General features: G+C 42.8%; 19 protein-coding genes. 13 read left to right on the forward strand and 6 right to left on the reverse strand.

Going from position 1 to position 17,571, the window contains the following annotated elements; all coding sequences use genetic code 11:
* Positions 1-44: 44 nt before the first annotated feature.
* Positions 45-770: a phosphoribosylaminoimidazolesuccinocarboxamide synthase gene (gene purC, locus ACQY1Y_RS08630; RefSeq protein ID WP_430014399.1), complete on the reverse strand. Its 726-nt coding sequence runs from the start codon at positions 768-770 to the stop codon at positions 45-47.
* A 337-nt stretch (positions 771-1,107) separates the two neighbouring features.
* On the opposite strand from purC, the gene ACQY1Y_RS08635 reads away from it, so the two are divergent.
* Positions 1,108-1,404, forward strand: coding sequence for a DUF7219 family protein (locus ACQY1Y_RS08635; protein ID WP_151694659.1), 297 nt, complete (start codon positions 1,108-1,110; stop codon positions 1,402-1,404).
* Positions 1,405-1,665: 261 nt separating this feature from the next.
* Here the strand turns inward: ACQY1Y_RS08635 and thrS are convergent, their stop codons facing one another.
* The gene (thrS, locus tag ACQY1Y_RS08640; RefSeq protein ID WP_430014400.1) at positions 1,666-3,465 is read right to left on the reverse strand and encodes a threonine--tRNA ligase; all 1,800 of its coding nucleotides are present in this window, start codon (positions 3,463-3,465) and stop codon (positions 1,666-1,668) included.
* A 134-nt stretch (positions 3,466-3,599) separates the two neighbouring features.
* Between thrS and ACQY1Y_RS08645 the strand changes: the two genes are divergently transcribed.
* A complete protein-coding gene (locus ACQY1Y_RS08645) occupies positions 3,600-4,520 on the forward strand; it encodes a metal ABC transporter solute-binding protein, Zn/Mn family (protein ID WP_042791092.1) in 921 nt (306 codons plus the stop codon).
* Positions 4,521-4,822: 302 nt separating this feature from the next.
* On the opposite strand, the gene ACQY1Y_RS08650 is transcribed toward ACQY1Y_RS08645, so the two are convergent.
* Together ACQY1Y_RS08650 and ACQY1Y_RS08655 are read right to left on the reverse strand one after the other, a co-directional pair.
* Positions 4,823-5,926, reverse strand: coding sequence for a CobW family GTP-binding protein (locus ACQY1Y_RS08650; RefSeq protein WP_069474780.1), 1,104 nt, complete (start codon positions 5,924-5,926; stop codon positions 4,823-4,825).
* A 102-nt stretch (positions 5,927-6,028) separates the two neighbouring features.
* Entirely contained in the window at positions 6,029-6,466 is a 438-nt protein-coding gene (locus tag ACQY1Y_RS08655; protein ID WP_045362843.1) for a DUF4079 domain-containing protein, read from the reverse strand.
* Positions 6,467-6,470: 4 nt separating this feature from the next.
* Here ACQY1Y_RS08655 and ACQY1Y_RS08660 point away from each other — a divergent pair, with 4 nt between their 5' ends.
* A complete protein-coding gene (locus ACQY1Y_RS08660; RefSeq protein WP_430014401.1) occupies positions 6,471-9,107 on the forward strand; it encodes a M1 family aminopeptidase in 2,637 nt (878 codons plus the stop codon).
* A 31-nt stretch (positions 9,108-9,138) separates the two neighbouring features.
* Here the strand turns inward: ACQY1Y_RS08660 and ACQY1Y_RS08665 are convergent, their stop codons facing one another.
* Positions 9,139-9,756: a 7-carboxy-7-deazaguanine synthase QueE gene (locus tag ACQY1Y_RS08665; protein ID WP_123231030.1), complete on the reverse strand. Its 618-nt coding sequence runs from the start codon at positions 9,754-9,756 to the stop codon at positions 9,139-9,141.
* Between ACQY1Y_RS08665 and ACQY1Y_RS08670 the strand changes: the two genes are divergently transcribed.
* From ACQY1Y_RS08670 to ACQY1Y_RS08715, 10 genes are all read left to right on the forward strand, one after another.
* Positions 9,733-10,290 carry a Ycf51 family protein gene (locus ACQY1Y_RS08670; protein WP_002789277.1) on the forward strand — a complete coding sequence of 186 codons (558 nt, stop codon included), beginning with the start codon at positions 9,733-9,735 and terminating at the stop codon, positions 10,288-10,290. The two genes, ACQY1Y_RS08665 and ACQY1Y_RS08670, sit on opposite strands and share 24 nt — an antisense overlap.
* A gap of 19 nt (positions 10,291-10,309) precedes the next feature.
* Positions 10,310-11,419 carry an iron-containing alcohol dehydrogenase family protein gene (locus tag ACQY1Y_RS08675; RefSeq protein ID WP_430014402.1) on the forward strand — a complete coding sequence of 370 codons (1,110 nt, stop codon included), beginning with the start codon at positions 10,310-10,312 and terminating at the stop codon, positions 11,417-11,419.
* A 171-nt stretch (positions 11,420-11,590) separates the two neighbouring features.
* Entirely contained in the window at positions 11,591-11,800 is a 210-nt protein-coding gene (locus ACQY1Y_RS08680; RefSeq protein WP_002750184.1) for a type II toxin-antitoxin system HicB family antitoxin, read from the forward strand.
* A gap of 22 nt (positions 11,801-11,822) precedes the next feature.
* A complete protein-coding gene (locus ACQY1Y_RS08685; RefSeq protein ID WP_223210750.1) occupies positions 11,823-11,897 on the forward strand; it encodes a type II toxin-antitoxin system HigB family toxin in 75 nt (24 codons plus the stop codon).
* 28 nt (positions 11,898-11,925) lie between these two features.
* On the forward strand, positions 11,926-12,147 hold the full coding sequence (locus ACQY1Y_RS08690) for a hypothetical protein (protein WP_430014403.1): 222 nt from the start codon (positions 11,926-11,928) through the stop codon (positions 12,145-12,147).
* Between the two features lie 289 nt (positions 12,148-12,436).
* The gene (locus ACQY1Y_RS08695) at positions 12,437-13,570 is read left to right on the forward strand and encodes a HetZ-related protein 2 (RefSeq protein WP_430014404.1); all 1,134 of its coding nucleotides are present in this window, start codon (positions 12,437-12,439) and stop codon (positions 13,568-13,570) included.
* Positions 13,571-13,680: 110 nt separating this feature from the next.
* Positions 13,681-13,839: a hypothetical protein gene (locus tag ACQY1Y_RS08700; protein WP_287232087.1), complete on the forward strand. Its 159-nt coding sequence runs from the start codon at positions 13,681-13,683 to the stop codon at positions 13,837-13,839.
* 2 nt (positions 13,840-13,841) lie between these two features.
* Positions 13,842-15,356, forward strand: a complete 1,515-nt coding sequence (locus ACQY1Y_RS08705; RefSeq protein ID WP_430014405.1) for a cryptochrome/photolyase family protein — start codon at positions 13,842-13,844, stop codon at positions 15,354-15,356.
* A 108-nt stretch (positions 15,357-15,464) separates the two neighbouring features.
* Positions 15,465-15,806 (forward strand): translation initiation factor, encoded by a 342-nt coding sequence (locus ACQY1Y_RS08710; RefSeq protein WP_002740237.1) that lies wholly within the window; start codon positions 15,465-15,467, stop codon positions 15,804-15,806.
* A gap of 9 nt (positions 15,807-15,815) precedes the next feature.
* Complete coding sequence (locus ACQY1Y_RS08715; RefSeq protein WP_002739978.1) at positions 15,816-16,283, forward strand: TspO/MBR family protein; 468 nt, start codon at positions 15,816-15,818, stop codon at positions 16,281-16,283.
* A 365-nt stretch (positions 16,284-16,648) separates the two neighbouring features.
* Here ACQY1Y_RS08715 and cobM read toward each other — a convergent pair whose 3' ends face one another.
* Positions 16,649-17,437, reverse strand: coding sequence for a precorrin-4 C(11)-methyltransferase (gene cobM / locus ACQY1Y_RS08720; protein WP_002750163.1), 789 nt, complete (start codon positions 17,435-17,437; stop codon positions 16,649-16,651).
* Between the last annotated feature and the right edge of the window lie 134 nt (positions 17,438-17,571).

Below are 17,571 nucleotides of genomic sequence, written 5' to 3' on the forward strand. Positions count from 1 at the left end.
ATCTCAATTAAGGTGCGTTACGCGCTCGCTAACACACCCCACAGTTATAAACTCTCTATCTGTTGTAAAACTCTTGCTTGTACTTGTTGATAGGCAGTTTCCACATCTCCTAAATCGCGACGAAAACGATCCTTATCGAGAATACGCGCTTGGGCATCCTCTTGGGTTTTATCCCAGAGACGACAGGTATCGGGGCTAATTTCATCACCTAGATAAATTTTGCCCGTTTTATCAACTCCAAATTCTAACTTAAAATCGACGAGAATAATCTGGCACTTATCAAAAAATTCTTGTAGATATTGATTGATTTTCAGGGCTAAATCTCGTAACTGATTGACTTGCTCCTCCCTGGCAATATCGATCACTTTTATGCGATCGGTTGTTAACAAAGGATCGCCTAAAGCATCATCCTTGAGGTAAAATTCTACAAGAGGAAAAGGCAAAATTTTCCCCTCCTTTAATCCCGTTTGCTTGCACAAACTCCCGGCGGCGATATTTCTGACTACTACCTCCAAGGGAATGATTTTAATCGCCTTGACGCGCATTTCCCTAGAACTAGGGCGATCAATATAATGGGTAGGTATTCCTAGGGATTCTAACCATTGAAATAGGGCAGTGGAGACAGTACAGTTAATTTCCCCTTTGCCAACAATTTGCCCGCGTTTTTGGGCATTAAAAGCGGTGGCATCGTCTTTGTAATAAGTAAGGAGAATATCGGGATCATCGGTTTGATAGAGAATTTTGGCCTTGCCTTCATAGAGTTTTTCCATAGTTATCATCCTCGGCAATTGATAAACGAAAATCGATGGTTAATCAGATAGCGGCAGCAGCAAATTTTGGCGATCAACCTAGATAAAAAATTTAGATCATCAGGGAGATGATTGTTGAGAAAAAATAATGTATAATTGCTGCTTAAAGATAACTGTCAACATTTTGCGACCGAATCTTAACCTATAACCAAAAAGTGTCACGATTTAAGTGTCAATTTTTGGCAAATCAGCCAAGTTTTTACTTAAATCCTCAATCATAGCCAACAACTGATATTATCTCCCATTACCATTACCGAAAAATCTAAAGAAATTCCGCAAAATTACCCGCCATCGCCCTATGAACCAGAATCCTCCTAACGATGATAACCCGAATCTCCCCGATCGCCGCAAGGAGGATTTTCTCTATCCTCGCGCGCCCTACTATGGGGAATTTAAGCCAGAAAACTTGCTATTTAACGCCAATTTACAGGAATTTGCCCAAAAAGTCAGTTTTATTTGTAATCTGGAAACGGGGGGCAAAATCAGTTCTCTAGAAGCCTACCAAAAAATTAAAGCCCTCTGGAAAGACTTAAAACAGAGCAAAAAAGGACTGGGGATTGGGGAAAATCCCTTTAAAAAAGATGATGATACCTAAAGGATAATCAGGAAAAATCGGGTGCATCTCAATTTTGTAGAAATATCTATATTACAGGGCGCACGCGGTGCGCCCCTACTATTGGCGCAATAATATTATTGTAGGGGCGAATTGCATTCGCCCTCTTTGAATAACTGCTGCTGCTCACCATAAGTGAGAGAAAGTCACAAATATCAGATGCACCCGAAAAATCTCCTGGGTTGATCAAAAATACTGGGACAGAAATATTTTCTGTCCCCATAGAATTAGATGAGCAAACGCTTAAAAATTACCGTGATTTTGGATGGCAGTTTCTAATTTTGTCACCACTTCCTCGACGCTAATTACCCCTAAATCGCCCGTGGCACGGGTGCGAATACTTAAACTATTACTTTCCATTTCTTTTGCCCCCACCACTGCCATCACGGGAATTTTTGCGGTTTCAGCATTGCGAATCATTTTACCCAAACGTTCGCCACTGGTATCGGTTTCGGCCCGAATTCCTAACAACTGCATTTTCGCTGTCACCTCTTTAGCGTAATCCAATTGACTATCACTAACCGGTAATAATCGTATCTGGACAGGGGCTAACCAAAGAGGAAAATCCCCCGCGTATTCTTCGATTAAAATACCGATTAAACGTTCCAAAGAACCAAAAGGTGCGCGATGAATCATCACCGGACGTTTACGATTACCATCTTCGGCAACGTATTCTAATTCAAAACGTTCGGGTAAATTATAATCCACCTGTACCGTTCCTAACTGCCATTCTCTTTCGAGGGCATCTTGGAAAATAAAGTCTAATTTTGGACCATAAAAAGCCGCTTCTCCGGGGGCTTCAAAATAATCCATCCCCAAAGTTTGCACCGCTTTTCTAATCGCCGATTGTGCCTTTTCCCAAGCTTCATCGGAACCGATATACTTATCCGATTCGGGGTCACGAAAACTCAATCGCGCCTTAAAATTCTTTAATTGTAAACTCTTAAACACCGTCAAAATTAAATCAACAACGCTTAAAAATTCCTTGTCTAATTGTTCGGGAGTGACAAACAAATGGGAATCATCGACGGTAAAACCGCGAACTCTAGTTAACCCTCCCAATTCTCCCGATTGTTCGTAACGATAAACTGTCCCGAATTCAGCCAAACGCATCGGCAATTCCCGATAGGATCTCAAATCACTTTTATAGATTTGAATATGAAAAGGACAGTTCATCGGTTTGAGGACAAATCCTATTTCCTTACTAGCAGATTCCTCATCGTCTGCCATCATGGGAAACATATCTTCTTTGTACTTTTGCCAGTGACCGGAAATTTTAAACAAATCGACGCGAGCAATATGGGGAGTAACTACGGGTAAATAACCGCGTTTTAACTGTTCTTTTTTGAGAAAATCTTCTAACAAAGAACGAATTAAAGTGCCTTTCGGTGTCCATAAAGGCAACCCCGGCCCGACAGAATCAGAGAAAATAAATAAACCTAATTCTTTGCCTAATTTGCGATGATCCCGTTTCAGTGCTTCTTCCTTACGGCGCTTGTATTCGGCTAATTGTTGGGGATTTTCCCATGCCGTGCCGTAAATGCGCTGTAATTGGGCTTTATTCTCATCCCCACGCCAATAAGCACCCGCTACCGTCTCTAATTCGATCGCTTTCGGCTCTAGTTCACTTGTATTGCTTAGGTGCGGACCGGCGCACAAATCCCACCAAGCGTCACCAAGATGATAAAGGGTGATGGGTTCTTGAATTCCCGCCAGAATTTCCAGCTTATAGGGTTCATTAATCGCTTTAATGCGCTTTTCCGCCTCTTCCCGAGAAACTTGCTCGCGAATCACCGGCAGTTTTTTATTGATAATTTTGACCATCTCTTTTTTGATGTCCTTGAGATCCTTATCGGTAAAAGGTTCCGGCACATCAAAATCGTAGTAAAATCCGGTTTCAGTCCAAGGCCCGATAGTAACTTGGGCTTTCGGGAATAATTTCTGCACCGCCATGGCCATAACATGGGAGGTGGTGTGACGAATGCGCTTGAGGTGGTCGGATTCGCTGGTTTTCGGTAGTTTAATCGGGGCTTGGTTATCCATATCTCTTCAATTTACACCTTCTCTATTCTCTATTTTAATGGTAAAAGGAGTCTTTAGTCAGGAAAAAAATCAAGATAGATATCAATGCCATTTACCCTCATCTCTAACCCCTAAACCCTCATCTCTATTTCTCGATGAAAAAACTAATTTTATCCTGTTTATTTTTGGTATTGGTTGCTTGTCATGCCTCGGTTAATACTACTGATAACCAAAAACCCAAGGTAATCTCCACTAGCACAATTATCGCCGATTTAACCGCACGAGTGGGCGGTGAAGAAATTGACCATCAAGACATTTTAAAACCCGGGGATGATCCCCACGTTTATGAACCAGTTCCCGCCGATAGTGTGGCTTTAGAAAAAGCCGATTTAATTCTCTATAACGGTTATAATCTCGAACCGGGGTTAATTAAAATGATCAATTCTACGGGAATTAAAGCTAAAAAAGTGGCTGTGGGAGAAGCAATCAAGCCTTTACAATTGGAAAAAGAGGGGCAGAAAGTCCCCGATCCCCACGTTTGGGGTTCAGCAAAAAATGGTATAATCATGGTGGAAAAAATCCGAGATCAATTGATTGAATTAAGTCCCGAAGATAAAGAGATTTTTACCCAAAATGCCGCCCAATTAATCGCAGAATTAGAAAATCTTGATCGCTGGATTACTGTGGCTATTGAAACTATCCCCCCTTCCCAAAGACAATTAGTCACCACTCATGACGCTTTTCAGTATTATGCTCATGCCTATGGTTTAAAAGTATCGGGAACTTTAATTGGTATTAGTACCGAAGAACAACCAAGCGCCCAAACGGTGAAAAATTTAGCCGATGCTATTAAAAATCTCAAGGTTGCTGCTATCTTTGCCGAGACGACTATTAATCCCGCTTTAATTACCACTGTAGCCGAAGAAGCGGGGGTGAAATTAGCACCACAACAATTATATTCTGATTCGATCGGTGCGGTGGGTACTAGAGGGGATAGTTATGTAAAAATGCTCAGGGAAAATACTCGCTCGATCGTGGAATCTTTAGGAGGAAAAGTACCTCAAGAAGGTCAATAGACCTCTTGTAAAAATCAAAAAATTGTCCTTAGAGTCAGGAGTTAGGAAGGCAGAAATACCGACAATCAGCAATTATCGGTGACTTTTAGATGATGACAAATAGATCAGCAGCTGCCTGTAAGCATCCCACCGAAAAGCTAATGCGCGGGGGGTTTGGGGGCGGCGCCACGCCCCCAACGGGGGGTTTGGGGGGTAGAACCCCCCAAAAGCTTGGATTGAGGGAAAAAATCGAAAGTAACGCCCGACTTTAGCAGAGAGTTTCCCCTTAAAAATCCCAACTTAGTAGATTTACAAAGCGGGGTTTATTTCCCAAATCCTTTACCGCGATTGACAGCAGGTAAACTGAGACAATTGTTAATCTGTTCTTTTAGGGTTTCATGATCGAGATTTTGACCGATAAGAACTAGCTGATTTTTGGGAGTACCTTTCCATTCGTCATCTTCGAGAGTGAAACGCTTACCACTGAGGTGGAAAATATGACGTTTAGGACTTTCATCAAACCAGATAATACCCTTAGCGCGGAAAACGCTTTCTGGTAACTGATTATCGAGGAAATATTGGAACTTCCGAATCGAAAAAGGTTGGTCACTAGCAAAGGAAATAGAAGTAAATCCATCCACCTCTAAATGATTGGAATGGTCGTGATGATCATGATCGTGATCGTGGTGGTGATCATGGTCGTGATCATGATCGCAATGCTCGTGATCGTGGTCGTGGTGATCATGGTCGTGGTGTTCTTCTTCTGTGTCGAAATATTTATCCGATTCAAATAGTCCGACGCTGAGAATTAAGGGTAAAGGGACTTGACTTTTGCTAGTACGAAGAATTCTCGCTCCTTCCTTCATGTCCCGGATTCTTATTTCTAAAGAATCCACATCCGCTTCATCCACTAGATCGGTTTTATTGAGAACAATAATATCACCGTAGGTGATTTGACTTAAGGCCGCTTGCGAGTTGAATAAATCAAGACTAAAATTGGCACAATCCACCATAGTGACAATGGAATCTAAACGGGTCATTTCCCGTAATTCCGTCCCTAAAAAGGTTAAAGCTACCGGTAAAGGATCGGCCAATCCCGTGGTTTCTACGACTAAATAATCGATTTTTTCGGGACGTTCGAGAATTTTATAAACTGCTTGAATTAAATCCTCGTTAATCGTGCAGCAAATACAGCCATTATTTAATTCTACCATGCTGTCATCACTGCTGATAATCAGTTCGTTATCGATACCGATTTCACCGAATTCATTGACAAGAACAGCAGTTTTTAATCCCTGTTGATTGCTGAGAATATGATTGAGGAGAGTAGTCTTACCACTACCAAGAAACCCAGTAATAATTGTTACCGGTAGCCCTTTTTTTGGCACTGACATCGTGTTAATAGCTTGTGATTCGACGGTTTGCATAATGATTTGGGGGTGAGTATTCTGTCACTAAAAAGCGATTTTTCGGGATGAGATGGCTAGTTTTTCTTGATCAAACAGTCTCCACTCGATCGCCGACTATTTTTATTGTAGATATTTTTGGACCACATCCCATCCTGTTAGGGTAACAAAAAGAAAACCCAGAAACAATAAAAGATTAGTGCCGATGTGGAGAGACCGCGCTAGAGGTGGACGAGTTGTAATGTTCAGGCCGCTAATTGCCGAAACAAAAACCAGAAAAACCACCGATAAACCCGCTATCAGGTGGGAAGAGTGGCCTAAACTGCCATAATGACCGATTGTTCCCACTAATCCGATTCCCAGCAGAATTAAGACCAAAGCAACCATGATCAGGCCGCTGAGGAGATGAAAGGGTCTTAACCATTTCGGTCGAGATTGGCCCGCAAGTCGTCGATAACCCATGTTTACCCCCGAAACTGCCAGTAAAAAATAGGCAAAGAGGGTAAATCCCATCGACCAAGCGGCAATTTTCCATAACCAGAGAAAGGAGGGGAGATTCATAGGGGTGGGATTATTGTTAGCAAGGAAAGGGACGACCGATCGTGTTAATTTAAGTTTACCGGACAAAAATCAGCAAGTTAGGGCTAATATGTCTCATCTCACCATCGACACGGAAAATAATCAGCGTCAACCCTTTGAATTACCCGGGGCTAAACCCCATTATAACCCCGATCGACCCGGACAAGTTAATCATATTTTTCTCGATTTAATTATTGATATTCCCCGACAAAGTTTTCAGGGCAGCTGTCAGATTACCCTCACCCCCATTCGTCAGGGAATTAGCAGTTTAACTCTGGATGCGGTGGATCTAAATATTAATTCTGTGTTCATTGAAGGTATCAGTCAACCCTTTGACTATGATCGTTCTCTTCTGACCATTCATCTGCTACAACCCACCACCGATAAACCGATTATCCTGACGATTAACTATCAGGTTAAGCAACCGCAACGTGGATTATATTTTATCAGACCCGACGAATACTATCCCGATAAACCGATGCAAGTTTGGACCCAGGGAGAAGAGGAAGATTCTCGCTTTTGGTTTCCCTGTTTTGATTACCCTGGCCAATTAGTCACTTCTGAAATTCGGGTTAAAATTCCCCAACCCTATATGGCTGTTTCTAACGGGGAATTAATCTCAGTGGAACCCGTTGGTGAAGACAGAATTTATCACTGGTCACAAAAGCAAATTCATCCTACCTATTTAATGACTCTTGCGGTGGGAGATTTTGCCGAATTATGCGACTCATGGAATGGTGTTCCTGTCACTTATTATGTGGAAAAAGGACGGGAAGAAGAGGGACAAAGAAGTATGGGTAAAACTACCCGCATGATCGAGTTTTTTAGCCAAAAGTTTGGTTATCCCTATCCCTATCCCAAATACGCGCAAGTTTGTGTAGATGATTTTATTTTTGGTGGGATGGAAAATACTTCCACCACAATTTTAACCGATCGCTGTTTAATTGATCAAAGAGCCAGCATCGATCATACTTGGACAGAAAGCTTAGTTGCCCATGAATTAGCTCATCAATGGTTCGGTGATTTAGTGGTGATTAAACACTGGTCTCACGCTTGGATTAAAGAGGGAATGGCTTCCTATTCTGAGGTTTTATGGACAGAATCGGAATACGGAAAAGCTGATGCTAGTTATTATTTATTAGGGGAAGCAAGAAGTTATTTAGAAGAAGATACTTCCCGCTATCGTCGTCCGATTGTTACTCATGTTTATCGAGAAGCGATCGAACTTTATGATTGTCATCTCTACGAAAAAGCTGCTTGTGTTTATCACATGATCCGCTCTATTTTAGGGGAAGATTTATTCGAAAAAGCGATTCATACTTTTGTGCGGGATAATGCCCATAAAACCGTAGAAACCGTGGACTTATTACGGGCGATCGAAAAAGCGACCGGGTACAATTTATTATTCCTCTTTGATCAGTACGTTTATCGCGGTGGTCATCCCGATTATAAGGTGGCCTACAGTTGGGACAATCAGAATAATTTAGCCCAATTAACTGTCACCCAAACCCAGGACGAAAAGGAACTATTCGACTTGAAAATTCCCGTCGCTTTTGCCTATCTCAACTCTGAGGATATTACCTACAATCTGCGGATTCACCAAAAAGAACAAAGTTTCTATTTTCCCCTAGCACAAAAGCCCGATTTTGTCAAGTTCGATCGGGGTAATAATTTCCTCAAAACCGTCACTCTTGAGTATCCCATAGGCGAATTAAAAGCGCAATTACAACAGGATCCCGATCCAATTTCCCGTATCTATGCAGCGACGGCCATTGCTAAAAAAGGCAGTTTAGAAGCGATCGAAGCTTTAGGGACATCCCTAGAAAATGAGCCTTTTTGGGGGGTGCGTGTGGAGGTTGCCAAACAGTTAGCAACTCTTGGTTTAGATCAGGCAGTTACTGCTTTAATTAAAGGTTTAAACGACGAAAAAGCACAAGTACGTCGGGCAGTTGTCGAGGGATTAAGTGAAATTAAAACCTTAGATAGTTATAACGCGCTTAAATCCCTACTAGAAGCTGGAGATGCTAGTTATTATGTGGAAGCGGCCACAGCGCGAGGATTAGGCTCCATGGCCGTGGGACAATTGCAAAATCAAGAAGGGGAAATTATTGACCTGCTCAATCATATTTTACAGTCAAGAAAGGGGTGGAATGAGGTAGTAAGAGCGGGCGCAATTGGCGGTTTAAGCCAGTTAAAAACCTCGCCGGCGGCTTTAGAGTCAATTTTGACCTACACGGCTTTAGGCACGCCTCAACCCCTGAGATTAGGAGCTATCCGCGCCCTAGGAGCGATTTCTTCCGGACAAACCACCGACAAATTAACCGTAATTTTGGAACGTTTAGAAACCATTGCCAAGGAAACTTTTTTCTTGACACAAGTGGCAGTGTGTAACGCTTTAGGACAGATAGAAAATGCCAAAGCTATCGCTATTTTACAAGCTTTGAGCGATCGAACTCCCGATGGTCGCGTTCGTCGTGTAGCGGAGGAAGCAGTACAAAAAGTCCAGAAAAAATTAGGTTCCGACAAAGCAATTCAGGAAATTCGCGAGCAATTAGAAAAAATGAAACAGGAAAATCAGGAACTTAAAAGTCGTTTGACCAAATTAGAGGCGAAAAATAGTTAGTTAACCTGAGTTATCAGTTATCAGTTATCAGTTAGCGGACTCCTAAAAACTTATGGGTTTGGAGACTGAGACGCCATTGGGGATGCCGAAGAACATAATTAAAGACTAACTCTTTGCTTTCTGCTGTATTCCATTCGGGTTGTAGATATTTAATCACCCCTTCCGATAACTTACTTTCCTGCATAGCTGCCCAGTCTAAATCCTCTGGATGAGCCACGACAATTTTTAACTCATTTACCCGTGCATAAATACTAGGATCGGGCATTTTATAAGTTTTAGGAGAAAAAGTCACCCAATCGAAAACCCCGGTAAAAGGATGAGCGCCAGAAGTTTCTAAATGTACCCGTAAACCCTGATTTTTTAATTCCTTGGTCAAAGGATCAAGATTGTGCATCAAAGGTTCACCCCCGGTAATCACCACCATAGCGGGGTTAGCCCCTTTTGCCATCTCAACCAATTCCCCCAGGGATTTTTGGGGATAACGGTGGGCATTCCAAGACTCTTTTTGGTCGCACCAAGGACAATAGACATCGCAACCTCCCAAACGGAGGAAAAAAGCATTGCTTCCCGTCCAAAAGCCTTCGCCCTGCACAGAATGGAAAGTTTCGACAACAGGATAGGTACAATGGTTTATGCTAACCGTTTTCATAGAATTAGTATTATAGAAAATATGGACATTCCCCTGAACTTTGCCAAATACATCCAATGGTCTGGTATTGCCACGCTGGTTTTTTTGGTACTCACGATTATCGCTTTTCTCGTCGGTTGGGGAATCCGCTTTCGTCTCGTCGGTGTCACTAGCTTTATGGCTGTGTTGACGGTGGGGATTTTCGGTCTTGGGTTAGGATTATTTACCCGTACCGAAATTCCTGGAGCAGTGAGATTCTCCCTTGTCTATGATAACGGAGCTAATCAAGCTGTTATCTCCCTGCCCAATACTGTTACTCCCGAGCAGGTGGAGGCAACCCTAAAACAAGCCGCTAGTGACTTGTTTTCCTCCGGTCGCGCCGGTGCTGGCGGTAATAATCAATTTATCATTAGCGCTCGCACTCTGGTTCATCCTCAGCCCGGTTTATCCGCTCCTTTGTACCTGGGACAGATTAAAAAATCCTTCTCCGCCCCGGGGGATAATACTCCTGAACTACAGCTTTTTCCCGAAAGTTTCGCTAAAATTAGCCAATAATCCTTGAGGTTGTCAAAAAATGTCCAATGCTGTCGCTGTTTTGCCCCTGTTAATCGCCCCCGCACAAGTGATTCGGGGTGACAATGCCCTAGAAGAATCCACCGGCAAGTTAGCGGATTTGGGTAAACGTCCCCTGGTGGTGGGCGGCGATCGCAATTTAGCTTTTTTGTCATCTCCCCTGAAAAATCTCACCCCCAGCTATCACAGTTACGCCCCCGATTGTTCGGAAAATTCCTTAGCATATTTAAAGGCATCTGTCAAGAGTCATGAGGCAGATTTTATCATCGGTGTGGGTGGCGGCAAGGCCCTCGATACGGCCAAATTACTCGCCCATCAGTGCCATTTGCCGATCGCCACGATTCCCACCTCCGCCGCCACTTGTGCCGCTTGGACAGCCCTATCTAACGTCTATTCCGACGCGGGGGCGTTTCTTTACGATCTGTCCCTAGCCCGTTGTCCGGATTTATTAATTCTCGATTACGGTATTATCCAAACTGCCCCGAAAAGAACCTTAATCGCTGGTATTGGCGATGCGATCGCTAAATGGTACGAGGCCTCCGTCAGTAGCGGTCATTCCACAGAAACCCTGATCATTGCCGCTGTCCAACAGGCCCGGGTTTTGCGGGATATCCTTTTCCAAAAATCCCCGGCAGCTCTGGAAAATATCGGCGGGGAGGACTGGAAACAGGTGGTAGATGCCACCGTTTTATTAGCCGGAGTAATTGGTGGTTTAGGGGGCGCTAATTGTCGTACCGTGGCCGCCCATGCAATTCATAATGGTTTAACCCATATTCCCGCTTGCCATCACGCGCTCCACGGGGAAAAAGTCGCCTACGGAATTCTCGCCCAATTGCGTCTAGAGGAAATAGTTTTGGGTAATCAATTAGCAGTATCGGCCCGGGGGCAACTAATCCAGTTTTATGAACAAATTGGTTTACCGAAATCCCTAGAGGATTTAGGATTAAAAGATGTTTCCCTTGCCCAGTTGCGCCACGCGGCCGCAATTGCCTGTCAGCCTAATTCGGACATTCATCGTCTGCCTTTTACGGTTTCCCCCGAACAAGTTATGGCGGCCATGGTTTCCACTACCACTGCCGATACAATGGGGCAGAAAGTTAAAGCTAATTAAGGGCAATATTTTCGGGATTTATGGCTTTGTCTGCTGCGGGTGAGTAGTGATTTGATTGTAGTGGTGATAGCTCAAACCTTTGCTTTGTTGGTCGAAATCCAGCGTTGATGTTCCTATTGGGACTCTTAAAAATATATGGCGACAAGCTCAAATTGAGGAGGACAAAATATAATGCGATATGCAGTTGTTATTGAAAAAGGAGAAAATAGCTACGGTGCTTATGTTCCCGATCTTCCCGGATGTGTTGCGGTTGCAGAAACATTAGAAGAAGTTAAACAATTAATTGCTGAGGCAATAATTTTTCATTTGGAAGGCTTAAAAGAAGATGGATTAACTGTTCCTGAATCAGTGTCGATCTGTGAGTATGTAGATGTAGCTTAGGGGGTTCCAAGGTGGAAATAAGATTAGACTCATAGCGGCGATTCATTACAAGCGACAAAAAATTTATATTCGAGAAGTTTTAACTCATGCTGAATAGGACAAAAATAAATGGAAGGAGTAAAAAAATGCCGACGATAGATATAGAGAAAACACGGCAAGCTTGGACAAACTTAAAGCAAATACTCTTTATACCCCGTAGCGAATCAGAATATGAACAATTAGTAATTATGTTAGATAATTTGATAGATGAAATAGGAGAAAATGAAAATCATTCTCTTGCTTCTTTAATGGAAATTTTGGGAATATTAATAGAAAATTATGAACAGGAAAATGTTCCCGAATTATAAATGGTAGGGGTGGTGCGTTCCCAAATATTGGTTAACCTTGAAATTGTCATGTTTTCAGGGAACACACCCTAGGAAAGAATGCGCACCGCAAAGCGGAACTCTTCGAGATCGCCCTAAATCATTATCTGGCCAAAGACTTAATTGATTAGTTCGTTCTAGTCGGGTGTTGGGTAAAATTGGCAGCGATAGGCTTTCTCCATGGCTCAGGTTTTAGCATATATCGTGTAAATGCGCTAATATTCAAACTAAAGCCGTCCTAAAAAGACGGGGTTTGGAACTCAATTTTTCGATGACGACAATAATCGACGAGTTAAGGCAACAATGGCAAGATCGCCTCTCTCAAACAGAGGATTCCTTAACCGATCGCCAACGGGATACCATTATCAATTGGTTACTCGGTGAAGATAGCCAACGTTGGGAAAATTTAGACGAGAGAGATTTAGAAATCGCTAAACGGGGATTAGTCTATCTTTGGCAAATTCTGCGGCAACGCTATCTCAAGGTTAGTCCCACCCGCGCCTATCGTAACCTGATCGATCGTCTCGGTGCTTGTGTCACTCTCCGGCAAAAAATTCGCACTTGGGTTTCCTTAAGTCGCGATCGTCGGCAAGCGGTGGCCGATGTCTTGCAAGAAATTATTCAAGAAATGTTAAATAGCGATCGCTATCTGCAATCCCAGTTAGCATGGATCGCTCGTTGTACCAACGATCAAGCTACTCGTGATCAGCTGCTGTTAGCCACCCTAGAGGAATACGCTCTGCGTCCGATCCGCAATCAACCCCTGTTAGCCTATCGTTTTGTTAATTATCTCCGTCGTCAATCGAGAAGCGGTATTACTAACGTGCCGCAGCAAGAAATGATCCGGATTCTCTCCGATGAAATTAGTGGCGATGAGGGGGAAACTAGCTTAAGTTTACTGGATCAAAATGCGATCGCTACCTACGAAGATCAACGCACTTGTCAAGAAGCGCAAATTCAACGGGCAAAAGTTCAAGAGAGTTTTGCCAAGTATCTAGGGGAAAATGTTAGTCGGGAGGCGGTGACTTGGTTTAACCTCTATCTAGGAGGCGAAAGCCAAGATGAGATCGCCTTGGCGATGAATATTCCCGTCCAACGGATTTATCGTCTCCGGGAAAAAGTTGGCTATCATGCGATTAAGGTTTTTGCCCTCAAGGAAGGGACAGAATTAATCGCTGAATGGTTAGAAATCAGCCCGAAAGAGCATAATTTTGGCTTAACTCTCAGTCAATGGCAAAGTTACTATGCTGGCCTTTCTCCCACGGGTAAAAGCGTTATCGATGGCTTAAAAGCGGGTAAAACCCTTGAGGAAATCGCTGGCGAATTAAACTGTAAACGCACGCAAGTGGTCAAAGAATGGACGAAACTTTATCTAAGCGCCCAAAGTCTCAGGACAAAAACCTAATCAGTTATCAGTTATCAGTTATCAGTTATCAGTTATCAGTTCACTGAGAAAACACCCCACACCCCACACCCCACTTCCCATCCCCTTTTTGATTTTTGACTTCAAGAAATATGTGGATTATTAGCAAAAAAGTCGGGGTATTTACCCATTATTTAACCCCTATGGGGACATTTACCCCCAGCATCGACAAAGCCAGTAAATTTTCTGCTCGGGAAATGGCGGATATTATGGCTAAAAAATACGGGGGAATAGTCGAGGCAATGAAATAATTATGACCATTGGTATTTGGATTTTAGGTGATCAATTATGGACAGGACAAGCGGCCTTAGCTAATCGTCAAGCCTATGCACAGGAAACGCCGGTTATTTTAATTGAATCCCACAATCATATTCGACAAAGACCCTATCATCAGCAAAAATTAGTTTTAATCTGGTCGGCGATGCGTCATTTTGCCGAAGAATTAAAAACTTTAGGATGGTCTGTAACCTACGAAGTTACTGAAGATTTTGAGCCGATTTTATCTGCTTGGATTAAACGATTAGGTATTAAAGAATTACAGATTATGATGCCTAATGATTTACCTTTTCTTAGATTAATCAAAAATCTTAATTTAGACTGTGCTATAACCCTAATTGATAATAATCACTTTCTCTGGACTAGGACAGATTTTAATAATTGGGCTAAATCTCGTAAAAGACTATTACTAGAGGATTTCTATCGAGAAAGTCGCAAAAAATGGCAGATTTTAATCGAGGATAATCAACCCATAGGAGGACAATGGAACTTTGATAAACAAAACCGCAAACCGCCCAAGGATGGATTAAAAACTGCTGCTCCTCTTTGGTTTGAACCCGATGAAATTACCCTTCAGGTTATCGCTGATGTGGAAGCTTTAGATATTCCTAAATATGGAAAAATCAAACCTTTTCCCTGGGCAGTAAACCGCAGACAAGCTTTACAGGTTTTGGAGCATTTTATTACTAATTGTCTGCCCAACTTTGGACCCTACCAAGATGCGATGGTAACGGGAGAAGAAACCCTCTGGCATTCCCTATTATCTCCCTATCTTAATCTAGGATTACTAACGCCGTTGGAAGTGATTCAAGGGGCAGAAATTGCCTATAAAAAAGATAATTTAGCCCTAAATAGCATCGAAGGATTTATCCGTCAGGTGTTGGGATGGCGGGAATATATGCAGGGTATTTATCATTATTTGGGAGAAGATTACGCTAATCATAATTGGTTTGAGCATCAACAACCCTTACCGGCTTTCTTTTGGGATAGTAACCAAACCGAGATGAATTGCCTCAAACAAGTATTATCACAGGTGGAAAATACCGGTTATGCCCATCATATTCAAAGATTAATGATTTTGAGCAATTTTGCCTTAATTTTTGGTTGCTCTCCCCAAGAGATTGAAAACTGGTTTCATAGTGTTTTTATCGATGCCTACGATTGGGTAATGCAGACTAATGTGTTGGGAATGGGACAATTTGCCGATGGGGGAATTCTCGCTTCCAAACCCTACGCCGCCTCGGCCAACTATATTGATAAAATGAGTGATTATTGTCGGGGTTGTCTGTATAAAAAAAATGAACGAGTCGGGGATTTAGCCTGTCCTTTTAACTTTCTTTACTGGGATTTTTTGGCACGACATCGAGAAAAATTAAAATCCCAAGGTCGAGTTAATATGATTTTAGGTCATCTCGATCGAATGTCGGCAGCTGAACTTAATCAAATGCGCTGCCAGTCCAACCAATTAAGAGCTATCAGCAGTCAGCTTTGAATCAGTTATCAGTTATCAGTTATCAGATGCTGGTTTTCAGTTCACTGATTACTGTTTACTGTTTACTGGTCACTGAAAAACCCCCAAACCCAGTATGATAATTGCTATATGAGTAAATCTAAGGAAAAAAACCGGATTGCCTATCAGGAATTTGGAGATCAAAGCAATTCTCAAGCTTTTGAGCGTTCCATCCCTGAATTACCCCCAAATCAGCAGAATTTGCGAGTACAAACCTCCCGCTCTGGTCGTGCGGGAAAAACCGTTACCATGGTTACAGGTTTTCAATGCCAAACCGAAACTCTGACGAAATTATTAAAACAGTTAAAAACTGCTTGCGGAACGGGTGGTACAGTGAAAGAAAATGCCATTGAGATCCAAGGAGATCATCGCCAAAAAATTCTACAAATTCTCATTGAATCGGGTTACAAAGCCAAAATTAGCGGAGGATAGCTTAAAATCATGATTCCCTCTTGGTTGCTTATCGGTGTCGTGGGGTTTTTGGTAGCGTTAGCTGGGGGATTACTCAATTCTCGCGATGTGCGTTGGTTTGCGCGTTTGCGTCGTCCCGATTGGTTAAGCTTTGAAAGATTAATCCCTCTTATCTGGACAATTATCTATATTTGTGGCGCAATTTCTGCTTATTTAGTCTGGGAAGCTCAACCGGCTAATCGCTGGTTTTTGATGGCTTTTTATCTGTTGGTGGAATTGACTATTAGTGCCTATACTCCCGTCACCTGTAAACTACGCAGTCTCAAAGCGGGAACGATTATCGGAGGTACGGGTTTTTTCTTGGGTTGTCTTCTGGCGCTCTTGGTTTTCCCTGTTTCTTCTTGGGCGGGCATCCTACTCCTACCCTACCTGATTTGGAGTCCGATCGGTACCTATGTGACTTGGGAAATGAGCCATCTCAATCCTCGGGATGTCTAGACAGGTAAAGTGGGGTGGGTTAAAAATTAACCCATCCCACAGATATTATTGCCATCTACCAACTTAAAAATCTAGACTGTTTTTTCCGCTCTAACTCGATCTACCCTGCGAGGAATGGAGCAATCAAGGAAGTTAGGAACCTCCTGACGACAGTGAGGACAATACCAGTAGGCACGACTAGCTACAAGGTGACGAAGGGTAATTCCCGAACAAATCGGGCAGCTGTGCATGGATTGTTAGAGGAATTTTAAACGTTTTTAAAATTGCCCTACCTCCCACTGCGATTTTAAACAAAATCGCCGCTCTTTAAATCTATCTTTAGGTAGAAACCCAGTGTTTCTTTCGATAGATTCCCCAGAAAATACCTAAGGATGAGGACGGAAAAGATGGGAATGTTGCGGGTGATAAAGTTGCGATCGAGTTCCTGTAATCTGGTTTAAAGCGGGACTAATGAGATAAAGGGTAGTTCTAGTTAAATTTTCCCGATGGGTTAGTTTGGCCATCTCTGACAGGGGGACAACCCAGATTTTTTCGTCAGGCCAACCGAGACGGAAACAAACGGCCACCTGTTGCTCTGCCGGATAGTATCTTAGGAGTTTTTCCTGGGCTTTGTCAACATGACGGGCGGCTAAATATAGGCATAAACTGGCTTTATGAGCGGCTAAAGAGGCTAATTCTTCACTTTCTGGCATGGGAGAGGCTTTTCCTTCCACCCGGGTTAGAATAATTGTCTGGACTAATTCCGGAATCGTTAATTCTAGGGCCAATTTGGCCGCTAATCCTTGAAAGGCACTAATTCCGGGGATTAGCTGAAAGGGTATATCTGCTGCTGTCAAAAGCTCAATTTGTTCTTGGATGGCACTATAGAGACTTAAATCCCCCGATTGCAGTCGCACCACCGCTAAACCCCGACGCACGCGATCGATCATTAAAGGGATAATTTCCTCTAGGGTGATGCTACTGGTGGGAATTAACTCGGCATCTTTAGGAGTGTCCTCAAGAATCTGTTTGGGGACGAGGGAATCAGCAAAGACGATAACATCGGCTTTTTGGAGAATTTTATAGGCTTTTACCGTCAATAATTCCGGATCTCCGGGGCCCGCACCAATAAAATAGACGGCCGGGGAGAGCGCCGAGGAGTCAATTAAAGTCATACTAAATCCTGTTTAAAAGGGGTGTGGGGTGTGGGGTGTGGGGATGTGGGGATGTGGGGAGAATAAATAAAAATAATCTCCTGACTCCTGAATACTGAATCCTATCATTAACCTGAACATTTGTATTTAATTAG

It is taken from the genome of Microcystis ichthyoblabe FBCC-A1114 (assembly GCF_050500245.1).
Lineage (GTDB): Bacteria > Cyanobacteriota > Cyanobacteriia > Cyanobacteriales > Microcystaceae > Microcystis > Microcystis ichthyoblabe_A.

What these genes read in the sequence shown, in the direction of transcription:
- purC (WP_430014399.1), bottom strand. Translation starts at nt 770, where the DNA reads ATGGAAAAACTCTATGAAGGCAAGGCCAAAATTCTCTATCAAACCGAT.
- ACQY1Y_RS08635 (WP_151694659.1), top strand. Translation starts at nt 1,108, where the DNA reads ATGAACCAGAATCCTCCTAACGATGATAACCCGAATCTCCCCGATCGC.
- thrS (WP_430014400.1), bottom strand. Translation starts at nt 3,465, where the DNA reads ATGGATAACCAAGCCCCGATTAAACTACCGAAAACCAGCGAATCCGAC.
- ACQY1Y_RS08645 (WP_042791092.1), top strand. Translation starts at nt 3,600, where the DNA reads ATGAAAAAACTAATTTTATCCTGTTTATTTTTGGTATTGGTTGCTTGT.
- ACQY1Y_RS08650 (WP_069474780.1), bottom strand. Translation starts at nt 5,926, where the DNA reads ATGCAAACCGTCGAATCACAAGCTATTAACACGATGTCAGTGCCAAAA.
- ACQY1Y_RS08655 (WP_045362843.1), bottom strand. Translation starts at nt 6,466, where the DNA reads ATGAATCTCCCCTCCTTTCTCTGGTTATGGAAAATTGCCGCTTGGTCG.
- ACQY1Y_RS08670 (WP_002789277.1), top strand. Translation starts at nt 9,733, where the DNA reads ATGGTTTATGCTAACCGTTTTCATAGAATTAGTATTATAGAAAATATG.
- ACQY1Y_RS08665 (WP_123231030.1), bottom strand. Translation starts at nt 9,756, where the DNA reads ATGAAAACGGTTAGCATAAACCATTGTACCTATCCTGTTGTCGAAACT.
- ACQY1Y_RS08675 (WP_430014402.1), top strand. Translation starts at nt 10,310, where the DNA reads ATGTCCAATGCTGTCGCTGTTTTGCCCCTGTTAATCGCCCCCGCACAA.
- ACQY1Y_RS08680 (WP_002750184.1), top strand. Translation starts at nt 11,591, where the DNA reads ATGCGATATGCAGTTGTTATTGAAAAAGGAGAAAATAGCTACGGTGCT.
- ACQY1Y_RS08690 (WP_430014403.1), top strand. Translation starts at nt 11,926, where the DNA reads ATGCCGACGATAGATATAGAGAAAACACGGCAAGCTTGGACAAACTTA.
- ACQY1Y_RS08695 (WP_430014404.1), top strand. Translation starts at nt 12,437, where the DNA reads ATGACGACAATAATCGACGAGTTAAGGCAACAATGGCAAGATCGCCTC.
- ACQY1Y_RS08700 (WP_287232087.1), top strand. Translation starts at nt 13,681, where the DNA reads ATGTGGATTATTAGCAAAAAAGTCGGGGTATTTACCCATTATTTAACC.
- ACQY1Y_RS08705 (WP_430014405.1), top strand. Translation starts at nt 13,842, where the DNA reads ATGACCATTGGTATTTGGATTTTAGGTGATCAATTATGGACAGGACAA.
- ACQY1Y_RS08710 (WP_002740237.1), top strand. Translation starts at nt 15,465, where the DNA reads ATGAGTAAATCTAAGGAAAAAAACCGGATTGCCTATCAGGAATTTGGA.
- ACQY1Y_RS08715 (WP_002739978.1), top strand. Translation starts at nt 15,816, where the DNA reads ATGATTCCCTCTTGGTTGCTTATCGGTGTCGTGGGGTTTTTGGTAGCG.
- cobM (WP_002750163.1), bottom strand. Translation starts at nt 17,437, where the DNA reads ATGACTTTAATTGACTCCTCGGCGCTCTCCCCGGCCGTCTATTTTATT.